At 73.7% G+C, this 23596-nt stretch carries 17 protein-coding genes and 3 pseudogenes; 11 read left to right on the plus strand and 9 right to left on the minus strand.

What is annotated here, in order from left to right; all coding sequences use genetic code 11:
- Nucleotides 1-17 precede the first annotated feature (17 nt).
- Complete coding sequence (locus ACZ45T_RS11255; RefSeq protein ID WP_468439793.1) at nucleotides 18-2954, minus strand: FAD-binding and (Fe-S)-binding domain-containing protein; 2937 nt, start codon at nucleotides 2952-2954, stop codon at nucleotides 18-20.
- A 49-nt stretch (nucleotides 2955-3003) separates the two neighbouring features.
- Nucleotides 3004-3456: a MarR family winged helix-turn-helix transcriptional regulator gene (locus ACZ45T_RS11260; protein ID WP_468439795.1), complete on the minus strand. Its 453-nt coding sequence runs from the start codon at nucleotides 3454-3456 to the stop codon at nucleotides 3004-3006.
- A 94-nt stretch (nucleotides 3457-3550) separates the two neighbouring features.
- On the opposite strand from ACZ45T_RS11260, the gene ACZ45T_RS11265 reads away from it, so the two are divergent.
- From ACZ45T_RS11265 to ACZ45T_RS11275, 3 genes are all read left to right on the plus strand, one after another.
- Nucleotides 3551-5413 carry an ABC transporter ATP-binding protein gene (locus ACZ45T_RS11265; RefSeq protein ID WP_468439797.1) on the plus strand — a complete coding sequence of 621 codons (1863 nt, stop codon included), beginning with the start codon at nucleotides 3551-3553 and terminating at the stop codon, nucleotides 5411-5413.
- A 63-nt stretch (nucleotides 5414-5476) separates the two neighbouring features.
- On the plus strand, nucleotides 5477-6322 hold the full coding sequence (gene mltG, locus ACZ45T_RS11270; RefSeq protein WP_468439799.1) for an endolytic transglycosylase MltG: 846 nt from the start codon (nucleotides 5477-5479) through the stop codon (nucleotides 6320-6322).
- Nucleotides 6323-6526: 204 nt separating this feature from the next.
- Nucleotides 6527-7327 carry a hypothetical protein gene (locus ACZ45T_RS11275; RefSeq protein WP_468439801.1) on the plus strand — a complete coding sequence of 267 codons (801 nt, stop codon included), beginning with the start codon at nucleotides 6527-6529 and terminating at the stop codon, nucleotides 7325-7327.
- Between the two features lie 14 nt (nucleotides 7328-7341).
- Here ACZ45T_RS11275 and ACZ45T_RS11280 read toward each other — a convergent pair whose 3' ends face one another.
- The 4 genes and pseudogenes from ACZ45T_RS11280 to ACZ45T_RS11295 all read right to left on the minus strand — a co-directional run bounded on the left by ACZ45T_RS11280 (nucleotide 7342) and on the right by ACZ45T_RS11295 (nucleotide 11182).
- Nucleotides 7342-8397, minus strand: coding sequence for an FAD-dependent oxidoreductase (locus tag ACZ45T_RS11280; protein ID WP_468440046.1), 1056 nt, complete (start codon nucleotides 8395-8397; stop codon nucleotides 7342-7344).
- A gap of 64 nt (nucleotides 8398-8461) precedes the next feature.
- Nucleotides 8462-9813 (minus strand): annotated as a pseudogene (locus ACZ45T_RS11285) (cytochrome P450).
- Between the two features lie 166 nt (nucleotides 9814-9979).
- The gene (locus ACZ45T_RS11290; RefSeq protein ID WP_468439803.1) at nucleotides 9980-10657 is read right to left on the minus strand and encodes an HAD family hydrolase; all 678 of its coding nucleotides are present in this window, start codon (nucleotides 10655-10657) and stop codon (nucleotides 9980-9982) included.
- A 45-nt stretch (nucleotides 10658-10702) separates the two neighbouring features.
- On the minus strand, nucleotides 10703-11182 hold the full coding sequence (locus ACZ45T_RS11295) for an Lrp/AsnC family transcriptional regulator (RefSeq protein ID WP_361943264.1): 480 nt from the start codon (nucleotides 11180-11182) through the stop codon (nucleotides 10703-10705).
- 127 nt (nucleotides 11183-11309) lie between these two features.
- Here ACZ45T_RS11295 and ACZ45T_RS11300 point away from each other — a divergent pair, with 127 nt between their 5' ends.
- The 3 genes and pseudogenes from ACZ45T_RS11300 to ACZ45T_RS11310 all read left to right on the plus strand — a co-directional run.
- Complete coding sequence (locus ACZ45T_RS11300) at nucleotides 11310-12881, plus strand: SDR family oxidoreductase (RefSeq protein ID WP_468439806.1); 1572 nt, start codon at nucleotides 11310-11312, stop codon at nucleotides 12879-12881.
- Nucleotides 12882-12895: 14 nt separating this feature from the next.
- The gene (locus ACZ45T_RS11305) at nucleotides 12896-14269 is read left to right on the plus strand and encodes a cryptochrome/photolyase family protein (RefSeq protein WP_468439808.1); all 1374 of its coding nucleotides are present in this window, start codon (nucleotides 12896-12898) and stop codon (nucleotides 14267-14269) included.
- A gap of 46 nt (nucleotides 14270-14315) precedes the next feature.
- Nucleotides 14316-14939 (plus strand): annotated as a pseudogene (locus ACZ45T_RS11310) (MerR family transcriptional regulator); the annotation flags it as partial.
- A gap of 64 nt (nucleotides 14940-15003) precedes the next feature.
- Here ACZ45T_RS11310 and ACZ45T_RS11315 read toward each other — a convergent pair.
- Nucleotides 15004-15300, minus strand: a pseudogene (locus ACZ45T_RS11315) (RNA polymerase sigma factor); the annotation flags it as partial.
- Between the two features lie 32 nt (nucleotides 15301-15332).
- Nucleotides 15333-16061, minus strand: a complete 729-nt coding sequence (locus ACZ45T_RS11320) for a YoaK family protein (RefSeq protein ID WP_468439810.1) — start codon at nucleotides 16059-16061, stop codon at nucleotides 15333-15335.
- 52 nt (nucleotides 16062-16113) lie between these two features.
- Here ACZ45T_RS11320 and ACZ45T_RS11325 point away from each other — a divergent pair, with 52 nt between their 5' ends.
- From ACZ45T_RS11325 to ACZ45T_RS11340, 4 genes are all read left to right on the plus strand, one after another.
- Nucleotides 16114-16707, plus strand: coding sequence for a histidine phosphatase family protein (locus ACZ45T_RS11325; RefSeq protein WP_468439812.1), 594 nt, complete (start codon nucleotides 16114-16116; stop codon nucleotides 16705-16707).
- Nucleotides 16708-16758: 51 nt separating this feature from the next.
- A complete protein-coding gene (locus ACZ45T_RS11330) occupies nucleotides 16759-18282 on the plus strand; it encodes an APC family permease (protein ID WP_468440048.1) in 1524 nt (507 codons plus the stop codon).
- Between the two features lie 9 nt (nucleotides 18283-18291).
- Complete coding sequence (locus ACZ45T_RS11335; RefSeq protein ID WP_468439814.1) at nucleotides 18292-18720, plus strand: universal stress protein; 429 nt, start codon at nucleotides 18292-18294, stop codon at nucleotides 18718-18720.
- Nucleotides 18721-19007: 287 nt separating this feature from the next.
- A complete protein-coding gene (locus tag ACZ45T_RS11340) occupies nucleotides 19008-20522 on the plus strand; it encodes an FUSC family protein (protein WP_468440050.1) in 1515 nt (504 codons plus the stop codon).
- Here the strand turns inward: ACZ45T_RS11340 and ACZ45T_RS11345 are convergent.
- Entirely contained in the window at nucleotides 20512-22878 is a 2367-nt protein-coding gene (locus ACZ45T_RS11345) for a HelD family protein (RefSeq protein WP_468439816.1), read from the minus strand. The two genes, ACZ45T_RS11340 and ACZ45T_RS11345, sit on opposite strands and share 11 nt — an antisense overlap.
- A 90-nt stretch (nucleotides 22879-22968) precedes the next feature.
- On the opposite strand from ACZ45T_RS11345, the gene ACZ45T_RS11350 reads away from it, so the two are divergent.
- Nucleotides 22969-23562, plus strand: coding sequence for a GNAT family N-acetyltransferase (locus ACZ45T_RS11350; protein ID WP_468439818.1), 594 nt, complete (start codon nucleotides 22969-22971; stop codon nucleotides 23560-23562).
- The last annotated feature ends 34 nt before the right edge of the window (nucleotides 23563-23596 follow it).

Below are 23596 nucleotides of genomic sequence, written 5' to 3' on the forward strand. Positions count from 1 at the left end.
GTCGCGCACACCGGCGCTCAAGGGCGGGTGGCGTGCTCCAGTTCGAGCAGGGCCGAGTAGTAGGCGCGCCCCGTCGCCCGGTCCATGCCCACCTCGCACATCCGGTTCGCAGACAGGTGCGCGTCGAAGGCCCGCGCGGTCACCTCCGCCGCCTCGCGCGCCGTCGCCGAGGCCGTCAGCTCCGGATGCAGCATGCCCCGGTCACCCGCGAAGGCGCAGCAGCCCGCGTCGTCCGGGACCACCACCTCGTCCGCGCACGCCTCGGCGACCGCCCGCAGCTGCGCCTCGTCGCCCAAGTGCCGCATCGAGCAGGTGCGATGGAGCACGGCCGAACCCGCCGTCCGCCGGATCTCCAGGTGTGGCAGCAGCTCCTCCGCGGCCCACACGACCGAGTCGACGATCCGCAACTCCGCGTGCAGCGCCCGGTTGTCCCGCGTCAGGTACGGGACCACCTCGTGCGCGATGCCCAGCGTGCAGGAGGAGGCGTCGACGATCAGCGGCAGCCGCCCGCCGGCGGTCCAGCCCCAGGCCGCCTCGACGATCCGGTTGGCCATCACCAGGGTCCCCGCCTCGTAGCCCTTGGAGTGCCAGATCGTCGCGCAGCAGGTACCGATCACGTCCCGGGGGATCCAGACCGGCTTCCCGGCCCGCTCCGACACGGCCACCACGGCCTCGGGCAGGGAGGGGCCGGGCCGGCCCTCCGGGCCGCCGAAGATCCGGTTCACGCAGGCCGGGTAGTACACGGCGGCCGCGCCCACCCGCCGCGTCGGCGGCAGCTTCCGGGCGGCGGCGCCGGGGATCTGCGGCAGCCACCGCGGCACCAGGTCGGGGCGTACGGCCCTGCGCGCGGCCCCGGTCACCGCCGTGAGGACTCCGTCCCCGACCCGCCGGGTGATCGTGTCGGCGGCGGCCACGGCCAGCCGGGCGGCGGCCTCGACGGTCTTGAACCGCCGCGCGGCCAGTGCGGCGGCGCGCTCCTCGCGCGCACTGTGCCGGCGGTGGCGGAAGTCCTTCATCAGCGCGCCGGTGTCGATGCCGACCGGGCAGGCGAGCTTGCAGGTGGAATCGCCCGCACAGGTGTCGACCGCGTCGTAGCCGTAGGAGCGGAGCAGCCCGTCCAGGACGGGGGAGCCCGGTTGCTGGCGCATCATCTCGCGGCGCAGCACGATCCGCTGGCGGGGAGTGGTCGTCAGGTCCTCGCTGGGGCAGGTCGGTTCGCAGAAGCCGCACTCGATGCACGGGTCGGCCACCGCCTCCACCCGCGGGATCGTCTTCAGGCCGCGCAGGTGGGCCTGCGGGTCGCGGTCGAGGAGGATGCGCGGGGCGAGCACCCCGTCCGGGTCGACGACCCGCTTGGTGCGCCACATCAGCTCGGTGGCCCGGGCGCCCCATTCCAGTTCCAGGAAGGGGGCCATGTTGCGGCCGGTGGAGTGCTCGGCCTTCAGGGAGCCGTCGAACCGCTCCACGGTGAGCCGGCAGAAGGCCTCCATGAAGGCTCCGTACCGCTCGACGTCGGCGGGGTCGGCGGCGTCGAAGGCGAGCAGGAAGTGCAGGTTGCCGTGGGCGGCGTGACCGGCGACGGCCGCGTCGAAGCCGTGCTCGGCCTGGAGCTCGAGGAGCGCCTCGCAGGCCTCGGCCAGCCGGGACGGCGGCACCGCGAAGTCCTCGGTGATCAGGGTGGTGCCGGGGGCGCGGGCTCCGCCCACGGCGGTGACGAAGGCCTTGCGGGCCCTCCAGTAGCCGCCCACGGTCTGCGGGTCGCTGGTGAAGGCATTGGTGACGGAGGCCACCGGCGCGACCAGTTCGAGCCCGGCGAGGGCCGCCGTCGCCCGGCGCGCACAGGCGTCCCGGCCGGCCTCGTCCGGCGCCCGGAACTCCACGAGCAGCGCGGTCGTCGTCCGGGGCAGGTCCGCCCAGTCGGCGGGAACACCCGCGACGCTGACCGAGGCGCGCAGGGTGTTGCCGTCCATCAGCTCGACCGCGAGGGCGCCCGCCTCGTTGAAGAGCGGCACGGCCGCGGCGGCCGCGGGCAGCGAGGGGAAGAACAGCAGGGCGGAGCAGAGTTCCCGCTCCAGCGGGAGGGTGTCGAAGACGACCTCGGAGATGAAGCCGAGGGTGCCCTCCGAGCCGACCATGAGCCCCCGCAGGATCTCGACGGGGGTGTTGCCGTCCAGGTAGGCGTCGAGGCGGTAGCCGGTGGTGTTCTTGATCTCGTACTTGGCGCGGATCCGGGCGACCAGCCCGGGGTCGGCCTCGATCTCCTTCTTGATCTCCATCAGCCCGTGGCACAGGGCCGGTTCGGCGCGCGCCAGCTCCTCGTCGGCCAGCGGGTCGGCCGTGTCCACGACGGTGCCGCCGGGCAGGACGAAGGTGAGGGAGGAGAGCGTGCGGTACGAGTTCCTCGTGGTGCCCGCCGTCATGCCGGACGCGTTGTTCGCGACGACCCCGCCGAGGGTGCAGGCGATGGCGCTGGCCGGGTCGGGGCCCAGGATCCGGCCGTGGCGGGCGAGGGCGGCATTGGCCCGCAGCACGGTGGTGCCGGGGCGGATCCGGGCCCGCCGGCCCCCGTCCAGCACCTCGATCCCGGCCCAGTGGCGGCGTACGTCGACCAGGATGTCCTCGCCCTGGGCCTGGCCGTTGAGCGAGGTCCCGGCGGCGCGGAAGACGACCTCGCGCTGTCGGCCGTGGGCGTACGAGAGGACCGCGGAGACGTCGTCGATGTCCTCGGCGATGACCACGACCTGGGGCACGAAGCGGTAGGGCGAGGCATCGGAGGCGTAGCGGACCAGGTCGGAGACCTTCCACAGCACCTTCTCGGCGCCGAGCAGCTCGGCCAGCTCGGTGCGCAACGGCTCCGGTGTGCCGGCCGCCCGGTGCCCGGGGACCCGGTCGGGGGAGGGGCCGCTGACGCTGTGCGGGCGCAGGGCCCCCGGCTTCGGTTCCAGCAGCGGCATGTGCGACCCCTCGCCTCACTCGCGGCCGGCGCAGGTGTGGCCGGCCTACTCAGCAGGTGCGCTCCGCCGGGGCGTCCGACAGGGCGTTCAGCAGGCCGCCGAGCACCTCGCGCTGGTCGGCGGTCAACGGAGCCAGGATCTCCTCCGCCGCGTCGGTTCGCGCGCTGCGCAGCCGGCGCAGCGTGGCGCGGCCGGTGTCGGTGAGCTCGATCCTGATGACGCGCCGGTTGGCGGGGTCGGGAGCGCGGCGCACGCACTCGGCGGCCTCCAGGCCGTCCACGAGGGTGGTCACGGCGCGGGGGACGACCTCCAGGCGCGCGGCGAGATCCGCCATTCGGGGTGCCTGGTCGCCCTCGTAGTGCGAGACGAGGCGCAACAGCCGACCCTGGGCGGGAGTGATCCCGAGCGGCTCCATGTGCCGCTTCTGGATTCGGTGGAGCCTGCGTGTCAGGCGCAGCAGCTGTTCGGCGAGGAGGCGATCGGTGTCGGAGGCGGAGCTCATGCCGGGAACAATATCAGGATGCCGCTCATTGTGAGCATAGGTAACAATGACCTATGCTCCAATGGTCTTGACTCCCGACCCCGAGAGGGTGCCCATGCATCACGACGAACCGAAGTGGACGCCATCGAAAGATCCCCTCGACCCCGATCGCCCCGCCCCGGCCGAGCAGCCGCGCGAGCTGCGCCGCATCGTGGGACTCTTCCGGCCCTACCGTGGCCGGCTCGCCGTCGTCGGCCTGCTGGTCGCCGCCTCCTCGCTGGTCGGCGTCGCCTCGCCGTTCCTGCTCAAGGAGATCCTCGACGTCGCGATCCCGCAGGGCCGCACCGGGCTGCTCAGCCTGCTCGCGCTCGGCATGATCCTCACCGCCGTGGTCACCAGCGTCTTCGGCGTGCTCCAGACGCTGATCTCCACCACGGTCGGTCAGCGCGTCATGCACGACCTGCGCACCGCCGTCTACGCGCAGCTCCAGCGGATGCCGCTGGCCTTCTTCACCCGGACGCGCACCGGCGAGGTGCAGTCCCGCATCGCCAATGACATCGGCGGCATGCAGGCCACCGTCACCTCCACCGCCACCTCGCTCGTCTCGAACCTGACGGCCGTCGTGGCCTCCGTGGTCGCCATGCTCGCGCTCGACTGGCGGCTCACCCTCGTCTCGCTGGCCCTGCTGCCCATCTTCGTGTGGATCAGCCGGCGGGTCGGCCGCGAGCGCAAGAAGATCACCATGAAGCGCCAGAAGCAGATGGCCGCCATGGCCGCGACGGTCACCGAGTCGCTCTCGGTGAGCGGCATCCTGCTGGGCCGCACCATGGGCCGCTCCGATTCCCTCACCTCGGCCTTCTCCGAGGAGTCCGAGAAGCTCGTCGGCCTCGAGGTGCGCTCCAGCATGGCCGGACGCTGGCGGATGTCCACCATCGGCATCGTCATGGCCGCGATGCCCGCGCTCATCTACTGGGCCGCCGGCATGGCCCTCCAGACGGGTGCGCCCTCGCTCTCCGTCGGTACCCTCGTCGCCTTCGTCACCCTTCAGCAGGGCCTCTTCCGGCCCGCCGTGAGCCTGCTGTCGACCGGCGTGCAGATACAGACCTCGCTCGCGCTGTTCGCCCGCATCTTCGAGTACCTCGACCTGCCGGTGGACATCACCGAGCGCGCGGACCCGGTCCGGCTGGACCGGGCCAAGGGTGAGATCACGCTGGAGGACGTGCACTTCGAGTACGACGCCAAGAACGGTCCGACCCTCACGGGGATCGACATCACCGTCCCGGCGGGCGGCTCCCTCGCCGTGGTCGGCCCGACCGGCTCCGGCAAGAGCACCCTCAGCTACCTCGTGCCCCGGCTCTACGACGTGACCGGCGGACGGGTCGCCCTCGACGGGGTCGACGTGCGCGACCTCGACTTCGACTCGCTGGCCCGCTCCATCGGCGTGGTCTCCCAGGAGACCTACCTGTTCCACGCCTCGGTCGCGGACAACCTGCGCTTCGCCAAGCCCGACGCCACCGACGAGGAGATAGCCGAAGCGGCCCGCGCGGCCCAGATCCACGACCACATCTCGTCGCTGCCCGACGGGTACGACACCCTGGTCGGCGAGCGCGGTTACCGGTTCTCCGGAGGCGAGAAGCAGCGCCTGGCCATCGCCCGCACGATCCTCCGGGACCCGCCGGTGCTGATCCTCGACGAGGCCACCAGCGCCCTCGACACCCGCACCGAACACGCCGTCCAGCAGGCCATCGACAACCTCTCCGCGGGGCGGACGACCATCACCATCGCGCACCGCCTCTCCACCGTCCGCGATGCCGACCAGATCGTGGTCCTGGACGGGGGCCGCATAGCCGAGCGCGGCACCCACGAGGAACTGCTCAAGGCCGACGGCCGGTACGCGGCCCTGGTGCGCAGGGACCGGGACGCCGCGCTGGCGCCGGAGCCTCCCGAGGGCGTTCAGCTGGCTCCGGTGAATGTGTGACCGTATGACCGGCGTACGGGCGGAATATCGGAAAACTGACGTTTCGCGGGTTAATGTTCCGATATGCGTCATGAGTACCGGCCGCCACAGCGCCGTTCCCGGCTCACCCGCCGGGGCCGGCTGGCGCTCCTCATCGGCACGCTGCTCGCGCTCAGTGCGGCAGCCCTGATCCCGATGCTGCGGGGTGAGGAAGCGCCGGAGAAGCCACGCCAGTTGGTGATCCCCGAGGGCTGGCGGGCCCCGCAGGTGTACGCAGCGATCGACCGCGAACTGAACCTCCCGCCGGGCTCCACGAAGACGGCGGTGGCCACCGCCGGGCTGGAGCTGCCCGCGGAGGCCAAGGGCAATCCGGAGGGCTACCTCTTCCCGGCGACGTACCCGGTGACCTCGAAGTCCACCCCGGCCACGCTCCTCGCGTACATGGTGCGGACGGCGAACCAGAAGCTCGCCACCAGGGCCGTCGCGGACGGCGGCAAGGCCCACGGGATGACCCCGTATCAGACGGCCACCCTCGCCAGCGTCATCGAGGCGGAGGCCGAGAACCGCACCGACATGGGCAAGGTCGCACGGGTGGTGCACAACCGGCTGGCGAAGTCGATGCCGCTCCAGATGGACTCCACCATCAACTACGCGCTGAACCGCAGCACGGTGGACACCAAGCTGAGCGATACCCGGATCGACAGCCCCTTCAACACCTACGAACGCCAGGGACTGCCGCCCACACCGATCGACAGCCCGGGGCTGCAGGCCATGGCCGCCGCGGTCGCGCCGACGCCCGGCGACTGGCTGTTCTTCGTCACCGTCAAGCCGGGGGACACCCGCTTCTCGGCGACCTACGAGGAACACAAGAAGCACGTGGCGGAGTTCAACCGGATCCGCGCCAACGCGGGCCCCGCCGCCGGGAAATGACGGGCGGCCGACCCGAATCCGGCTCTACGGTCGGCGGCCTGCCGGTGCGTGGACCGAGGGGGCCGAGCCGTGAAGTGGTCGTGGAAGACGAAACGGGCGAAGAACAGCGCACCGGAAGCGCAACCCCCGGAGGTGCAACCACGGGACGCGCAACCAGCGGACGGTGAGACATCGGACGCGCCATCGCCGGTGGAGGGGGCCGCCGTGGCCGCCGCGGCCGCCGAGCGCGCCGTGCGCGACCGCCTGGCCGCGCGATGGGGCCGCGACAGGCCCGCGTGGCAGGACTGGCTGGCCCGTTCGCCGACGGGGGTCGACCTGCTGCTGTGGTGGTTCGACGAGGCCGACCTCACCGACCTGGTCGGCGCGGACCGCTACCTGGAGCGCCTGGGCGAGCTGCTGTCCCTGGCCTCGCCGCGCGACATCGCGGCGCTCGGGCTCGGCTGCAACCGCCGCGTGGACCGGGCCTGCGCCACTCCCGAGGTCTGCTCGCTGGACCCGCTCCCGGTTCCCGACGGGGAAACCCCGCGCCACCGCGGCTGGGAGCCCGGCGCGTGCACCTCCTTCCTCGACCTCTGGAGCCGGCACGAGATCCGGGTGGAGTTCACGCCCGACGACCGCCACCGCGCGGCGCTCCTGCTGCGGGGCGGTCCGGCCGAGGCACGGCTGTGGGTGGACGGCGTCCCGGTGGCGGAGGGCGAGTGGCTGGACCACGGCGGCCACTGGCAGGACGGGCGCTACTTCGTCATCCGGCTCGGCGGCCCCTTCGACCACCCGCGCCAGGGGCACAGCGAGATCGGCCAATGGCTGTACGACATCGTCTCGCTCCTGGTCTACGACGCGGAGCTGCGCCGGTCGCACGTCTTCGTCCCGGACGACTCCGAGCCCTGGACCGAGCCCGTCGTGGAGGTGCGCAACGGGACGGGCTACGTGTACGCGGACGAGGCCGCCCGCGAGGCGGGCGCCCCGGCCCGGGAGTTCGCCATAGCGCTGCTCGGGACGGCCTGAAGCCCGATGCCTTGTCAGAGCGCCGGCGCGCCCACCCGCTCGCGGGCCAGGAGCCGGCGGATCTCGCGGGCCGCGGCGCCGCCCGCCCGGTTGGCGCCGATGGTCGAGGCCGACGGGCCGTAGCCGACCAGGTGGATCCGCTCGTCGCGCACGGCCCGGGTCCCCTCGACCCGGATGCCGCCGCCCGGCTCGCGCAGGCGCAGCGGCGCCAGGTGGTCGACGGCCGCGCGGAATCCGGTGGCCCACAGGATGACGTCCGCGTCCATGCGGCTCCCGTCCGCCCAGACGGCGCCCGTGGCGGTGATGCGCTCGAACACGGGGCGCCGCTCCAGCACCCCCGAGGCCAGCCCGGCCCGGACGGCCTCGTTCAGCGGGAGTCCCGTCACGCTGACCACGCTCTGCGGCGGCAGTCCCCGGCGCACCCGCTCGTCCACCAGGGCCACCGCGGCCCGGCCCTCGGCCTCGCCGAAGCTCCCGTCGCGGAAGACCGGGGGCCGCCGGGTCACCCAGGTGGTCTCCGCCGCCACCTCGGCGATCTCCAGCAGGTGCTGCACCGCCGAGGTGCCGCCGCCGACGACGATGACCCGCGCCCCGGTGAACTCCTGCGGCCCCGGGTAGTTCGCGGTGTGCAGCTGGCGGCCGCGGAAGACCTCCTGGCCGGGGTAGCGCGGCCAGAACGGCCGGTCCCAGGTCCCGGTGGCGTTGATCAGGGCCCGGGCCGACCAGATGCCGTCCGAGGACTCCACCCGCAGCCGCCCCGCGTCTGCCTCCCGTACGGCAGAGACGTCCACGGGACGCCGTACGCGCAGGTCGAAGCGGTCCTCGTAGGCGGCGAAGTACGCCCCGATCACCTCGGACGACGGCCGCAGCGCGTCCGCGCCCGTCAGCTCCATGCCGGGCAGGGCGTGCATCCCGTGGACCTTGGCGTAGGTGAGGGAGGGCCAGCGGAACTGCCACGCCCCGCCCGGGCGGGGCGCGTGGTCCAGGACCACGTGTTCGATCCCCGTCCGGGCGAGGTGGTAGGCGCTGGACAGGCCCGCCTGCCCGGCCCCGATGACGACCACGTCCACGTCCCGCGAGATTTCGTTCACGGTTCTACTAACTCGCGAGGGGTGCGGGATCTTCCCGTACACCTCAGGGCGCCACCAGAGTCGCCGGCACCCGGGTCTTCGGCTGCAGGGTGAGCCCGGGGAAGACCCCCGCCCGCTCGGTCCCGCTGTCCAGGTGGAACCGCTGTCCCAGCACGGCCAGTACGAGCGCGGCCTCCACCAGCGCGAACCGCGCCCCCAGACACGCCCGCGGGCCGCCGCCGAAGGGGAACCAGGCGTGGTCCGGCACCGGATGCGGGGCGTCCGCGTCCCACCGCTCGGGGCGGAAGGCCTCCGGGTCCGGGAACCACCGCTCGTCCCGGTGCATCGACCAGGGGCTGGTCCACACCCCCGTCCCCGCCGGCACCGCCCGCCGATGCTCGCGCCCTCCGCGGCCACCGCCGAGATCAGCCAGATCGGCGGATAGATCCGCAGCGCCTCCTTGACCACCTGCCGGGTCCAGGGCAGCCGCGCGTAGTCGTCGTACGTCGGCAGCCGTCCGCCGAGCACCCGGTCCAGCTCCTGCGTCAGCCGGGCCCGCGCTTCGGGCGCCCCCGACAGCAGCTGCCAGGCCCAGGTCAGGGTGGTCGAGGTGGTCTCGTGGCCGCCGATGTAGAGGGTGATCGACTCGTCCCGCAACTCCTTGCGGGACAGTGGGCGGCCGTGCTCGTCGCGGGCCGCGAGCAGCCGGCTCAGCAGGTCGTCCCGCTGCGCGCCGGCGGCCGATGCCGCCTCGTGCTCCCGTATGACGTGCTTGATCTCCCGGTCGAGGACCGCCACGGCCTCCCGCATCCGGCGCCGCCCCGGAGTGCGCACCCACGGCGGCAGGAACAGCGTCAGCCCCCTGAACTCCGCCCCCAGCTCCCGCTGCGCCGTGGCCATGGCCGCGCTGATGGGCGCCTCCCGGCCGGCGACGTCACTCCCGAACAGCGTGCGCACCGCGATCCGTTGGGTGAGCCGGGCCATCTCCTTGTGCACGTCGATCCGCGCGCCCTCGCGCCAGCTCCCGGCCAGCGCGTCCGCGCACTCCACCATCGTGGCTGCGTACGCGGCCACCTGGTGCGGCCGCACGGCGGGCTGGACCAGCGCCCGTTTGCGCCGCCAGTCGTCGCCGGTCGCGACGACCACCCCGTCGCCCAGCAACTGGTGGAACGCCCAGCCCAGTTCCATGGGCGTGAAGGTGGACTCGACGGCGCCCAGCAGTTCACCGGCGTGCTCGGGCCGGGAGACCAGTATGTTGCGCCGCGGGCCGAGCGACCAGGGCACCCAGTCTCCGTAGTCGTCGCGCAAGGACTCGAAGAAGGCCAGTGGATCGCGGGCGAAGGCGGGCAGGTTCCCGAGCAGGGGCCACCGGCGCGGTCCGCCGTTCCGGGCGCCCGTGGGCAGGGTCGCGGTCACGCAGGCATGGTGACAGCAGCCCCCGCAGGGCACCAGAGGCCGGACCGAGCCGTTTCACATGGGTGCGCCGTGGCCGGGCGACCGGCCCGGCGATCCGTCCGAGGGCGGTCCGAGGACCGTCCGGCGATCCGATCGGCGACGCGGGCGCGATGCGTCCGGCGACGCGTCAGCCGGTCCGGCGCGCCGTCAGCCAGTCGTGCGCCGCGTCCGCGCTGAACTCCGGCTGTCCGCCCGCGAAGAGCAGCCCGGCGGCCGCGAAGGCCGGGTCGTGCGCGGTGTCCGTCACGTACGGGATCGCCACGCAGTCCATGCCCGCCGCGTGGGCGGCCCGCGCGCCCGGCGCCGCGTCCTCGAAGACCACGCAGTCGGCCGGCTCGGCGCCCAGCCGGCGGGCCGCTTCCAGGAACACGTCCGGCGCGGGCTTGCCGTGCGCCACCTCCTCGGCGGAGACCGCCGTGGTCAGCAGCTCGTCCAGGCCGGTGCCCGCCAGTACGGCGTCGATCGCCTCGCGCGAGGAGCCGGACGCCACCGCCATCGGCACGCCCTCGGCGTGCAGCCGCTCGACGAACTTCCGCATCTGCGGGAAGACCTCGGTCCGGGTGCGCGCCAGCTCCAGGTAGGCGGAGTTCTGCTCGGCGAGCAGCTGCTCGACCGGCGCCGGGATCCCGTACCGGTCCTTCAGGATCTCCAGCGTCTCCAGCGTGCCGATGCCGATGAAACGGGCGTGCTGCTCCCAGGTGAAATCGGGAACTCCGTGCCGCTCCAGGGTGCGGCGGCCGGACTCGAAGTAGTTCGGCTCACTGTCCACGAGGGTGCCGTCGAGATCGAATATGACGGAAATCATCCGTTGTGCCCGTCCTGCCGGTTGTGTCCTGTCCCAGCCATCCTGTCAGGCTTTGCGGGCCGCCCTCCCCACGGACTCGACCAGGGGCAGCAGCCGGTGGGGTACCCGTTCGCGCAGGGCGACCTCCGTGCGGGTGCGGACCACGCCCGGAAGCCGGATCAGCCGCTGGATCACGTCCTCCAGGTGCGCGTTGTCCCGGGCCGCCACGCGGGTCAGCAGGTCTCCGCCGCCGGTGATCGAAAAGGCCTCGATGATCTCCGGTACGGCGGCCAGCGCCTCACCCACGTCGTCCAGATGTCCCTGGGTGACCTCGATGTGCACGAAGGCCAGCACCGGGTGTCCCAGCGCCGCGGGGGAGAGCACCGGCCCGGTTCCGGTGATCACGCCGGTGCGCTCCAGCCGGTCCAGCCGGGCCTGAAGCGTGCCCCGCGCGACGCCGAGGATCCGGGCGTACTCGCGGACGCTGGTGCGCGGCTGCTCGATCAGCAGGCGCAGGATCCGGGTGTCGAGCTCGTCCACCGCCATGCCGTGACTGTACCAATGGCTCAGTTCCGCCGGACGCTGCCCGCTCGCGCGCATCCGATCGCAGCGCCCCGCCGGAATCCCGTACGGGACCCCCTCCCCGGACGGTCCACAAGGAGCGGAGACAGCCATGACGGGTCTGAACTGCCTGGTCACCGGAGCCACCGGCTACATCGGCGGGCGACTGGTGCCCGAACTCCTCGACGCGGGCCACCGCGTCCGCTGCCTGGCCCGCTCCCCGGAGAAGCTGCGCGACCACCCCTGGGCCGAGCGGACCGAGATCGTCCGCGGTGACGCCACCGACCCGCGGTCCGTGGCCGCCGCCCTGGAGGGCATCGACGTCGCCTACTACCTCGTGCACGCCCTCGGCGGGGGCTCCGGCTTCGAGGAACGCGACCGCGCCGCCGCCCGGATCTTCGCCGAACAGGCCCACGCCGCCGGCGTCCGCCGCATCGTCTACCTCGGCGGACTCACCCCGTCCGGAATCCCCGTCCGCCGGCTCTCCCCGCACCTGCGCTCCCGCGCCGAGGTCGGCGAGATCCTCCTCGCCGGGGCCGTACCGGCCACCGTCCTGCGCGCCGCCGTCATCATCGGCTCCGGCTCCGCCTCCTTCGAGATGCTGCGCTACCTCACCGAGCGGCTGCCCGTCATGGTGACCCCCAGCTGGGTCGGCACCCGCTGCCAGCCCATCGCCGTCCGCGACGTCCTGCGCTACCTCGTCGGCAGCGCCACCATGCCGCCCGAGGTGAACCGGGCCTTCGACATCGGCGGCCGGGACGTGCTGACGTACGAGCAGATGATGCGCCGCTACGCCGCGGTGGCCGAGCTGCCCCACCGGCTCATCCTGCGCGTCCCGATGCTCACCCCCCGGCTGTCCAGCCACTGGATCGGCCTCGTCACCCCCGTGCCGCGGGCGCTGGCCCGGCCCCTCGCGGAGTCCCTGCGCCACGAGGTGGTCTGCGCGGAGCACGACATCGCCCGGTACGTCCCCGACCCGCCCGGAGCGCCGATCGGCTTCGACCGGGCCCTCTCGCTCGCCCTCCAGCGGATCAGGGAGGCCGACGTGACCACCCGCTGGTCCTCCGCCTCCGTGCCGGGCGCGCCCAGCGACCCGTTGCCCACCGACCCCGACTGGGCGGGCGGCAGCCTCTACACCGACCGCCGGGAGCTGGCCGTGACGGCCTCACCCGGTGCGCTGTGGCGGGTCGTGGAGGGCATCGGCGGGGAGAACGGCTGGTACTCCTTCCCGCTGGCCTGGGCGGTACGGGGCTGGCTCGACCGGCTCGTCGGCGGAGTCGGCATCCGCCGCGGCCGCCGCGACGCCGCCCGCCTGCGCGTGGGCGACTCCCTCGACTTCTGGCGGGTGGAGGAAATCGAATCCGGCCGGCTGCTGCGGCTGCGCGCCGAGATGCGGCTGCCCGGCCTGGCCTGGCTGGAGATGCGCGCCGACCCCTGCCCGGAGACGGGCCGGGCCCGCTACCGGCAACGGGCGCTGTTCCACCCGCACGGGCTCCTCGGCCACCTCTACTGGTGGAGCGTGTCTCCCTTCCACGCCGTGGTCTTCGGCGGGATGGCCCGCAACATCGCCCGCGCCGCCGAACGCCAGGACAGCGCCGCGGGCCACTCCGCCGAGGGCGACAGCGCATCCACGGCGACCCCGGCCGGCGAAGTACCCCACGACAACCTTCCTCACCGACCCTGACGCGGAGCGAGAACATGAACGTCGCGGTGGTCCTGTACACCTCCGACCTGCGCCTGCACGACCATCCGCCGCTGCGCGCGGCCATGTCCTCCTGCGACCGGGTGGTCCCGCTGTTCGTCCGCGACCGCGCCGTCGCGGCCGCCGGCTTCGCCCCGCCCAACCGGCAGGCCTTCCTCGCCGACTGCCTCGCCGACCTCGACGCGGGACTGCGCGCACGCGGCGCCCGCCTCGTGATCCGTTCCGGGGACGCCGTCGCCGAGGTGTGCGCCCTCGTCCGGGAGACCGACGCCGACGAGGTCCACATGGCCGCCGGGGTCAGCGCGTACGCCCAGGCGCGCGAGGAACGGCTGCGCGGCGCCCTCGAAGCCGAGGGCCGGCGGCTCTACGTGCACGAGACGGTCATCACCGCCGTCGCGCCCGGGGCCGTGCACCCGGCCGGCTCCGATCACTACGCCGTCTTCACGCCCTACTTCCGCCGCTGGGCCGAACTGCCCCCGCGCTCCCTCGCCGCCGCACCCCGCACCATCCGGCTCCCCGAAGGCGTCGGCTCGGAGCCACTGCCGGCACGCGGCTCCCTCACCGGGACCTCCCCGGGCCTCGCCCGGGGCGGCGAGACCGAGGCCCGGCGGCTCATGGCGCGCTGGCTGCGCTCCGGAGTCACCCGCTACGCGGACAGCCACGACGACCTCGCCGGGGACGCCACCTCCCGGCTCTCCCCGCACCTGCACTTCGGCACCCTCTCGGCCACCGAGGCCGTCCACCGGGCCCGTTCCGTCGGCGGCCCCGGCGCCGAGGCCTTCGTCCGCCAGCTGTGCTGGCGCGACTTCCACCACCAGGTGCTCGCCGCCCGCCCGGAGGCGGCCACCGAGGACTACCGCGCCCGCCAGGACCGCTGGCGCACCGGCCCCGCCGCCGAGGAGGAGACCGAGGCCTGGAAGGACGGCCGCACCGGATACCCCGTGGTCGACGCCGCCATGCGCCAGCTGCGCCACGAAGGATGGATGCCGGGCCGCGGCCGGCTGCTCGCCGCGAGCTTCCTGACCAAGACCCTGTACATCGACTGGCGGACCGGAGCACGCCACTTCCTGGACCTCCTGGTCGACGGGGACCTCGCCAACAACCAGCTGAACTGGCAGTGGGTCGCGGGCACGGGCACCGACACCCGCCCCAACCGGGTGCTCAACCCGGTCCGGCAGGGCCTGCGTTACGACCCGCAGGGCCGGTACGTGCACCGCTGGGTGCCCGAGCTCGCCGGCTTGGCCGCTCCGCTCGTCCACGAGCCGTGGCGGCTGCCGGGCCCGGAGCGCGCCCGTTACGACTACCCCGATCCGGTGGTGGGGCTCGCCGACGGGCTCGACCGCTTCCGGCACGGGCGGCGGAGCGGGTGAGCCGTGGGTGAGCGCCGCCGCCCGCGGCCCGTCGTACCGTGTGCGGGTGCAGCCCCCGCCGCAGCCCCCGCCACGGCCCGAACCCCCGCCGGGCCTCCCCGCCGCCGCGCTCAGCACCGGCGCCGTCGCCCGGCACCTCGGGGTGTCGCCGACCACGCTGCGCTCCTGGGAGCGCCGGTACGCCATCGGTCCCGCCCGGCGCGAGGACGGACGCCACCGCCGCTGGACCCCGCAGGACATCGCCCGGCTGGAGCTGATGTGCCGGCTCACCGCACGGGGCGTGCCCCCGGCCGCGGCGGCGCGGGCAGCGCGGGACGCGGCACCCGCCGCCCGCGCCGGATCCCGGGCGGCGGGACCGGCGCCGGGCGGGCCCGGTCCCCTTCCCCTCGGGGAGGTCCGCCCGGAGTGCCGGGGGCTCGCACGTGCCGCCGTACGACTGGACGCGCCGTCCGTGGCCGAACTGCTGGACACCGCCCTCGCGGAACACGGCCTGGTCACCGCGTGGGAGGAGATCATCGCCCCGACCCTGCACGTCGTGGGCCGCACATGGGCCTCGGCGGGGGAGCGTTACGTGGAGGTGGAGCACCTCCTCTCCTGGCACGTCTCCGCGGCCATGCACCGGATCCGCCCCGACCCGGGAGCGCCGCACCCCGCCGCGCCCCCGGTACTCCGCGTGCGCTCGCCTCCAGGGCGTCGGCCACTTTGTGCCGGGTGATCCCGCCGAGCCAGGCACCCAGCCCGCCCGGCCCCGGCCGGTAGCCGCAGCGCCCGTGCCAGGCCGCGAGGAACACCTGCTGGGTGACGTCTTCGGCCTCCCGCTCGTCGCCCAGTGCCCTCCGCGCGCGGGAGTGGACCAGCGGCCGCCAGTGCCGGTAGACCGCCTCCACGCAGGCGTCGTCCCCGGCCACGAATCCGGCCACGACGCGCTCATCGGGCCCTGCGGACCCCTCGGGCCGTTCGACCCCTGTGCCGTCCATGGACCGACCCTCGTCCGCCCGCCGCCCTCGGGGAAACTCGCAGCGTTCGTGCATCGAATCGAGAGCGCAGCACGTGCACTCGGCAATCAGTGGGTGTGCAGCCGGGGCAGGGTGCGGTGCGCGACGGCCACCGCCAGCACCACGGCGGCGGCGGGCACGAGCAGCTCGCCCACGGCCCACCCCGCCCGGATCAGCAGCGCCCCGGCCAGCCCGCCCGTGAACATCGCCAGTACGGCCAAGGCACGGCGGGCCCAGGCGCCCGTTCCGTAGCCGAAGGCGCTGTCCCGCCCCAGGGCCGAGCTGCCGATCAGTGCGGTCATGGACCGGGTGATCAGGGTCGTCGGCACGCCGGGCAGGTTGACCCGCATGCTCGTCACGGTGCGGATGCCCATCGCCGTCGCCAGCAGCCCCGTCACCGCCAGGTGCGGGCCGGCCGGATCCCCGTACCGCGGCGTCACGTTCCATCCGATGGCCGCGCCGGTCAGGAGCAGCGCGGCCTCGGCGTACAGGCCGATCCCGAGCCAGCGCCGCCCGCGGGCCTCCGTGGCCGACTCCAGGCGCGCCCCGCACACGGCCCCGGCGGCGAACGCCGCCAGCGAGAGCGCGGACGACAGCGCGGGCAGGTTCCCCTGGCGCGCGAGCCCGAACGCCAGGAAGAGCACGTTGCCGGTCTGCATCGCGGTGAACACCGGCCCGAGCGCGAGCAGGCTGACCGCTTCGATCAGCCCGGTGACCACGGTCAGGACGATCATCAGCCCCGTCAGGGACGGCCGCACCCGGTGCACACCCACCTTCATGAGGCCCGACAGTGACACGCCCGCCGGGGTCCTTCGGCGCCGACATGCCGCACGGCATAGGGTCCCGAGGATGAGTGATCTTTTGCTGGTGAGGCACGGCGAGACGGCCTGGAGCGCCCATGGGCGGCACACCGGGCGCACCGACGTGCCCCTGACCGCACGCGGGGTCGAGGAGGCCATCTCCCTGGCCCCCTTCTTCAAGGACCGGCATCCGGCCCTGGTGCTCACCAGCCCGCTGCGCCGGGCGGTCGCCACCGCCGAACTCGCGGGCCTGGCGGGCGGAGTCACCGACCCCGACCTGTACGAGTGGGACTACGGCGGCTACGAGGGCATCACCACCGCCGAGATCCAGCGGACCACCCCCGACTGGTCCCTGTGGACCGACGGCGTTCCGCCCGGCGACGCGGCGCACCCCGGCGAGAGCGCCGCCCAGGTGGGCGCCCGCGCGGACCGCGCCCTGGCCCGGATCGCCCCCGTCCTGCGCGCGGACCGCGGCGACGTGGTGCTCGTCGCCCACGGCCACTTCCTGCGCGTCCTCACCGCCCGCTACCTGGGCCTGGAACCCGCCGCCGGCCGGCTGTTCCTGCTGCGCACCGGCACCGTCAGCGTGCTCTCCACGGAACACGGCCTCCCGGTGATCGCGGGCTGGAACACCCGCCCCTGACCGCGGCCGCCCGCCTCGCGCGCAGGTGCCGGGTGCGTGACCATTTCGTACATGGTCCATGACGGTGCGGGTGAGGAACCCGGGACGGGGATCCAGGACGCGGGGATCCAGGACGCGGGGCTCAAGGCCAACGCGATCGGCTTCCTCGACGCGCTCGTCATCGGCCTGAACTCGACCTCGCCGGCCTACTCGCTGGCCGCCGTCATCGGCCCCATCGTGGCCCTGGCCGGGATCTACGCGCCGGGCATCATGCTGGCGTCGTTCCTGCCGATGCTGCTCATCGCCGCCGCCTTCTACTACCTCAACAAGGTCGACCAGGACTGCGGGACGACCTTCTCGTGGGTCACCCGGGCCATGGGCCCCTGGGCGGGCTGGCTCGGCGGCTGGGCCATCGCGATGACCGGAGTGCTCGTCATCGGTTCGCTGGCCGACGTGGCCGTCCACTTCGGGCTGCTCGCCGTCGGCCTCGACAGCTGGGCCGCCAACGACGCCGTCCGGCAGGGCCTCACCGTCGCAGTGATCCTGGCGATGACCGCCATCTGCGTCATCGGCACCGAACTGTCGGCCCACCTCCAGGACATCCTCATCCTCGCCCAGGTGTTCTGCCTGCTGGCCTTCGCCGTCGTGGCCATCTACCGCATCTACGCCGGCACCAGCACCCTCGACTCGCTCGAACCGTCCTTCGGCTGGCTCAACCCCTTCGGCGCCGGTGGCGCCGCCCTCACCGGCGGACTGCTGCTCGGCGTGTTCATCTACTGGGGCTGGGAGTCCGCGGTCAACCTCACCGAGGAGGTCGAGAACTCCGCGACGGCCCCCGGCAAGGCCGGCATCTGGTCGACCGTGGTGCTCCTGGTGACCTACCTGTCCGTGGGATTCGCGGTCGTCGGCTACTCCGGCACCGCCTTCCTCGCCGAGAACGCGGGCGAGGAGGAGGCCCTCTTCGCCGTCCTCGCCCACGAGGTCATGGGCGGCTGGGACTGGGTGGTGCTCCTCGCCGTCTGCACCTCGGCGCTCGCCTCCACCCAGACCACGATCATCCCCGCCTCCCGCACCGCCCTGTCCATGGCCCGCCGGCACGCCCTGCCGCCGCCGCTCGCGCACATCCACCCGCGGTTCCGGACCCCGGACGTGAGCACCTGGTGGGTGGCCGGCATCGCCATCGCCTGGTACCTCGCCGTCAACCAGATCAGCGAGAACGCCCTCCTGGACTCGCTCACCGCGCTCTCCCTGCTCATCGCCTTCTACTACGCGCTCACCGGCCTGGCCTGCGCCCTGTACTACCGCCGCCACCTGCTGGAGAACCTGCACAACTTCCTGCTCATCGGAGTCGGCCCGGTGGTCGGCGCCGGCCTGCTGGCCTGGCTGCTGGTGGAGTCGGTCCACGACATGTCCAACCCCGAAAACTCGGCCAGCGGCGTCTCCTGGTTCGGGCTCGGCCCGCCGCTGGTCATCGGGATCGCGATCGCCGTCGTCGGCGTGCTCGTCATGTGCTTCTGGCGGGTGCGGGACGGCCGGTTCTGGCAGGAGCGGCGGGGCGTCGCCGACCCGGCACTCGTCCACGGCAAGAAGCGCTGAGGAGCCCCGATGTCCGTCGTCCTCGGATACGACGAGTCGCCCGGCGCGGAACGGGCCCTGAACGTGGCGCTGGAGGTGGCCACCGCCTTCGGCGAGCCCCTCGTCCTCGTCTACGGCGCGGCCGCCCCCGGCGCCACCGGCGAGGAGTACCGGGCCCACCGGGAAGCCGTCCGCCAGGCGGGCCGCAGCGCCCTCGCGCACGCGGTCGAAGCGGCCGACGCGGCCGGTGTGCCGTCGACGGTCGAGGTGGTCGACGAGAAACCGGCCCAGGCCCTGCTGGACGCCGCCGAGCGTCACCACGCCCGGGTCATCATCGTCGGCAGCTGGGGCGACAGCCCGATCCGCGGCGCCCTCCTCGGCAGCACCCCGCACAAGCTCCTGCACCTCTCCCCGGTGCCCGTCCTGTGCGTGCCGACGGAGAGCGGCCCGGAGCACTGACCCGGCCCCTTCCTGCCGGCCCGGTCCGTTGGCATCCCCGTGGCCGAAGATCCAGCGGCTCGACTGTGCCAATGGTCCAGTGCTCCGGGGCCCGCTTGAGCCATTGCCGTCGCGGATGCTTATCTGTGGCGTATCCATGTACTTTCGGCGCCGCGCAGCGCCGGGCGGCAACGAGGCCGGTTCCGGAGCGCGGCGCCTTCGCCGTGCCCGTCCGCCGCCCACCACCCCCGGGCGGCGCCGGGCCGGCGCGCACCACTCGAGGGGGGCGGCACACCGCCGTGAAGAGGATGTTCGTGGCTCCGGATCCGGGGCGTATGAGACTCAGGAACTCGGCCCGCGCCGTGATCGGCGTCGCCGCCGCCGTCGCCCTTGCCGAACTCTGCGGTCTCTCCCTGACCGCCTCCATCACCGGGGGACTGGCGGCCCTGCTCGCCCTTTTCACCGTCACCGACGCGACCGTACGCCGCCAGGCGGTCACCACCGCCCTGCTGCCGGCCGCCGGATTCCCGGTCCTGGCCCTCGCCACCACCCTGCACGGGGTGCCCCTCGCCCGGGACGCGGCCTTCGTCCTCGTCGTCTTCTGCGGGGTCTACGCCCGCCGCTGGGGCCCGCGCGGACACGCGCTCGGGATCTTCGCGTTCATGAACTTCTTCATCACGCAGTTCCTGCACGCGGTCCCCGCCCAGCTCCCCGAGCTGTACGCCGCCGTGGGCCTGGCCCTCGGCGCCTGCGCCGCGGTGCGGTTCCTGCTCTGGCCCATCGAGCGGCGCACCCCGCCGCCCGCCGCACCGGTGCCGCTGCCCGGGCGCGGCCTGGCCCGGCCCACCACGCGCCAGGCCTTCCAGGCCACCGCCGCGTGCGCCGTCGCCCTCGCCATCGGCCAGGTGCTCTCCGAGGACCGCTGGTACTGGGCCGTCGGCACGGCCTGGTGGATCTTCGTCAACACCGCCTCGCGCGGCGAGACCCTGGTGCGCGGCTTTCGCCGCGTGCTCGGCACCGTCGTCGGCGTGGCCGCGGGCGTGCTGATCGCCATCCCGCTGGACGGAGCGCCCGCGCCCACCGCCGTCCTGGTCGCCGGATGCGTCTTCGTGATCTTCTACACGGCCGCGGTCTCCTACAGCTGGATGATCCTGGCCGTCACCCTGATGGCCGGACTGCTCTACGGACTGCTGGGCGTGCTGGATCCCAGCCTGCTCGTGCTGCGCCTGGAGGAGACGGCCGTCGGCGCGGTGTGCGCCGCGCTGGCCGTCGTCCTCGTGCTGCCGGTCACCACCCACGCCACGAACGACGCCTGGATCCAGCGCGCCCTGCACTGCGTGCACGCGGCCACCGCCGAGGCCACGGCCCGCCTGGCCGGCTCCCCGACGGCGGACCCCGCACCCCACGCGGCCGAGCTGGAGACCCTGCTGGCCCGGGTCCGGATGGCGCTCGCGCCGCTGGTCCACCCGCTCAGCCCGTTCCGCGCCCGCAAGGCCCGCGCGGGCCAGGTCATCGCGCTGCTGGACGACTGCGCCCGCGAGGTGCGCGGGCTGGTGGCCGTCGCCGCCGACCCCGACGCGAGCCACGACGCCCGACTCGCCGCGGCCTGCTGGCGCGTCGAGGCGGCCGTGGAGGCACTGACCGCGGACGAACGGCGCCGCGGCGAGCCCGCCACCGCGGACGACACGGCGGCGCACGCCACCGCGGCCACCACCGCCGCCGAGCCCGCGCTCGCCCACCTGCACGGCCTGGAGCGGGCCCTCGCCGGGCTCGCGGCCCCGCTGGGCACCGACCCGCGGGACCCGTTCGTCGTCAGCGCCTGAGCAACCCGCCCGACGCCGAAGCCGCCGCTAGCCCCGCCGCCAGCCCCTCCGGCAGCCGGCCGGGGGTGTGCACCACCCCGAGGGCCTGGGTGGCCCGCGTCAGCGCCACGTACAGGTCGCTGGGCTGGAGTTCGGCCGGCTCCACCACGATCACCGTGTCGAACTCCAGCCCCTTGGCCTGGCGCGGATCCAGCAGGACGACCTCCCGGGTCAGGTCCGGCTCCGCGCCCTCCCGTACCCCCGGCAGTACGGCGGCCAGCGCCCCGTGCAGCCCGCGCGGGGCGATCACCGCGAGCCGCCCCTCGGCCGGCAGCTCCCGCTCCACGGCCTCCGCGACCGCCCGCGCCGGGTCCCCGGTCGCGTGCGCCCACGGCCGCGTCCCGGTGGCCCGTACCGACTTCGGGGGTTCGAAGCCGGGATCGAGCTCCCGCAGTACGGCCGCCGCCACCTCCATGATCTCGGCCGGCGTGCGGTAGTTGACCCCCAGCCGGACCAGCTCCCAGCGCCCGCCCACGTACGGGGAGAGGATCCGCTCCCACGAGCCGCAGCCCGCCTCGTCGGCGGTCTGCGCCGGATCTCCGACCAGCGTCATCGATCGGGTCGGGCAGCGCCGCATCAGCAGCCGCCAGGCCATCTCCGACAGCTCCTGCGCCTCGTCCACGATGACGTGCCCGAAGGCCCAGGTGCGGTCGGCCGCCGCCCGCTCGGCCGCGCTGCGGTGATCGGCCTCCTCGTGGCGCTCGGCCATCCGCTCGGCGTCGATGATGTCGTGCGCCGCGAGGAACTCGTTCTCCTCGTCCTCGAACTCGTACGACTCCGAGCCCTGCGACAGGTCCAGCACCCCCTGCGCGTACGCGATGCGCCGCTGCCGCTCGCGTTCCTCGGCGGCGCGCCGGGCGCTGTCGTCCTCACCGAGCAGCTCCGCCGCCTCGTCCAGCAGCGGCACATCGGCCGGGGTCCAGTCCGGCCGCGGCGACGGCGCGCGGCGGATCAGCTCGGCCTCGTGCGCGGGCAGGTGCGTGGGCTCCGCGAGGAAGTCGGCGACCAGCTGCCGGGGGGTGAGATGGGGCCACAGCGAGTCGATCGCCGCGTGCACGGCGGGGCTCACCGCGATCTCCTTGCCGAGCTGGGCGATGTCGTCCGAGCCGAGCAGGTTCGGGCCGCCGTACGGATCCGCGCCCAGCCGGTCGGCGAGCTGCGCGGTGAGCGCGTCGATGACCGGGAAGGCGAAGGCGGGACGGGCCTGGTTGTGCGGCAGCCCGGTGGCGCGGGCCCGGTCCCGTGCCTCGTACGCCATGGTGCGGTCCAGCAGTAGGGTTCCGTAGTCGTCGTGGTCGATCTCCAGCGCGGGTTCGGGGATCGTGTCGTACTCCTCGCCGCTGCCCGCCGGCACGGTTTCCGGCAGGCGCTGCCGGTCCGCGACGACCCGCGCGAGGACGTCCGCCATCGCGGCCCGGCCCTTGACCGCGGCCGCCCCCGGGAGGTCGGCGCCGGTGGCGTGGACACCGGGGAACAGCTCGCCCGGGGTGGCCAGCAGCACGCCCGTCTCGCCGAGCGCCGGGAGCACCCCGCCGATGTAGCCCAGGAAGGCCGGGCCCGGTCCGACGATCAGCACCCCGCGCTTGGCGAGCAGCTCCCGGTGGGCGTACAGCAGGTACGCCGCGCGGTGCAGCGCGACCGCGGTCTTTCCGGTGCCGGGACCGCCCTCGACGACCAGCACGCCGCGGTGCGTGGAGCGGATGACGCGGTCCTGCTCGGCCTGGATGGTGCGCACGATGTCGTGCATGCGGCCGGTCCGGGCGGCGTCGAGCGCGGCGAGCAGCACGGCGTCCGCGTCGGCCCCCTCGTGCCCGGTGCGCTCCGCGTCGGTCAGGTCGAGGATCTCGTCGTGCAGAGCGGTGACCACGCGCCCCCGGCTGCTGATGTGCCGGCGGCGGCGCAGCCCCATGGGGGTGTGGCCGGTGGCGAGGTAGAACGGGCGGGCCACGTCCGCGCGCCAGTCCAGGACGAGCGGTGTGCGTTCGGTGTCGTCCGAGCGGATTCCGATCCGGCCGATGTGGTGGTCACGGCCGTCGGAGAACTCCAGACGGCCGAAACAGAGGCCGTTCTCACCCGCATTCAGAGCGGATAGCAGACCGGACTGCTCGGCGACCAGCACATCGCGTTCCAGGCGGGCCTGAAACCCGGTGCCGACATCGCGCAATGCCCCTTCGACAGCGTGTTCGGCCTGTTCACGCAGGTCGTCGAGGCGCCGATAGAGGTCGGTGACGAATTGCTGCTCTTTCCGGAATTCCTCGGTTGACAATTGCACTCCTGCCGCGATACAGTGTCCTCGTAAGCGTCTTCGTGGCTTCATTTTCGGTGAAGTCGCGAACCATTGAATATACGCTCTCTCCTCCCTCGGCAGTCAATTCGGCCGGGGGATTTTTTGCGTACGGTGGATTCCATGACCACCGCACACGGCTCCGCCGACGGCATCGTCTACCGCCTCGCCCGCCCGCAGGACGCGGGTGCCATCGAGGCCCTGGACGGCTCCTTCACCACCGCCACGGTCTTCGAGGTGGCCGCCTCCGACACCGGCCTCGGCTTCCTGCTCCGCGAGGTCCCCGTGGACCCGCCGGTGCACAAGGCGTTCCCGCCGGAGGAGCACGACGAGCAGGGGTTCGCCGGCGCCGGTGCCGGTGCCGTGGACTCGGCCGCGGACACGCGCACCTACGTGGCCCTCGACGGCGGGGACGTGTGCGGTTTCGCGGCCGTCGGCTACGCCGCGTGGAACCGGCGGCTGACGATCGAGGACATCGAGGTCGCGCCCGGCCGTCGGGGCCGCGGCATCGGCCGGGCGCTGATGGAGTGCGCGGCCGAGTTCGCGCGCGAACGGGGCGCGGAGTGCCTGTGGTTGGAGGTCAGTTCGGTCAACGCTCCGGCCGTGCACGCCTACCGGCGCATGGGATTCAGCTTCTGCGGCCTCGACACCACCCTGTACGGGGGCACGCCCGCCGCCGGTGAGCAGGCGCTGTTCATGAGCCGACCCTGTTCATGAGCCGGCGCGGTTCGTGAGCGCCTCGGATCGTACG

Source organism: Streptomyces sp. NPDC030995 (assembly GCF_055571215.1).

Excerpts from the sequence above, each read along its gene's own strand:
- ACZ45T_RS11255 (WP_468439793.1), bottom strand. The coding sequence starts at position 2,954 with ATGCCGCTGCTGGAACCGAAGCCGGGGGCCCTGCGCCCGCACAGCGTC.
- ACZ45T_RS11260 (WP_468439795.1), bottom strand. The coding sequence starts at position 3,456 with ATGAGCTCCGCCTCCGACACCGATCGCCTCCTCGCCGAACAGCTGCTG.
- ACZ45T_RS11265 (WP_468439797.1), top strand. The coding sequence starts at position 3,551 with ATGCATCACGACGAACCGAAGTGGACGCCATCGAAAGATCCCCTCGAC.
- mltG (WP_468439799.1), top strand. The coding sequence starts at position 5,477 with ATGCGTCATGAGTACCGGCCGCCACAGCGCCGTTCCCGGCTCACCCGC.
- ACZ45T_RS11290 (WP_468439803.1), bottom strand. The coding sequence starts at position 10,657 with ATGATTTCCGTCATATTCGATCTCGACGGCACCCTCGTGGACAGTGAG.
- ACZ45T_RS11295 (WP_361943264.1), bottom strand. The coding sequence starts at position 11,182 with ATGGCGGTGGACGAGCTCGACACCCGGATCCTGCGCCTGCTGATCGAG.
- ACZ45T_RS11300 (WP_468439806.1), top strand. The coding sequence starts at position 11,310 with ATGACGGGTCTGAACTGCCTGGTCACCGGAGCCACCGGCTACATCGGC.
- ACZ45T_RS11305 (WP_468439808.1), top strand. The coding sequence starts at position 12,896 with ATGAACGTCGCGGTGGTCCTGTACACCTCCGACCTGCGCCTGCACGAC.
- ACZ45T_RS11325 (WP_468439812.1), top strand. The coding sequence starts at position 16,114 with ATGAGTGATCTTTTGCTGGTGAGGCACGGCGAGACGGCCTGGAGCGCC.
- ACZ45T_RS11330 (WP_468440048.1), top strand. The coding sequence starts at position 16,759 with ATGGTCCATGACGGTGCGGGTGAGGAACCCGGGACGGGGATCCAGGAC.
- ACZ45T_RS11335 (WP_468439814.1), top strand. The coding sequence starts at position 18,292 with ATGTCCGTCGTCCTCGGATACGACGAGTCGCCCGGCGCGGAACGGGCC.
- ACZ45T_RS11340 (WP_468440050.1), top strand. The coding sequence starts at position 19,008 with ATGTTCGTGGCTCCGGATCCGGGGCGTATGAGACTCAGGAACTCGGCC.
- ACZ45T_RS11345 (WP_468439816.1), bottom strand. The coding sequence starts at position 22,878 with ATGAAGCCACGAAGACGCTTACGAGGACACTGTATCGCGGCAGGAGTG.
- ACZ45T_RS11350 (WP_468439818.1), top strand. The coding sequence starts at position 22,969 with ATGACCACCGCACACGGCTCCGCCGACGGCATCGTCTACCGCCTCGCC.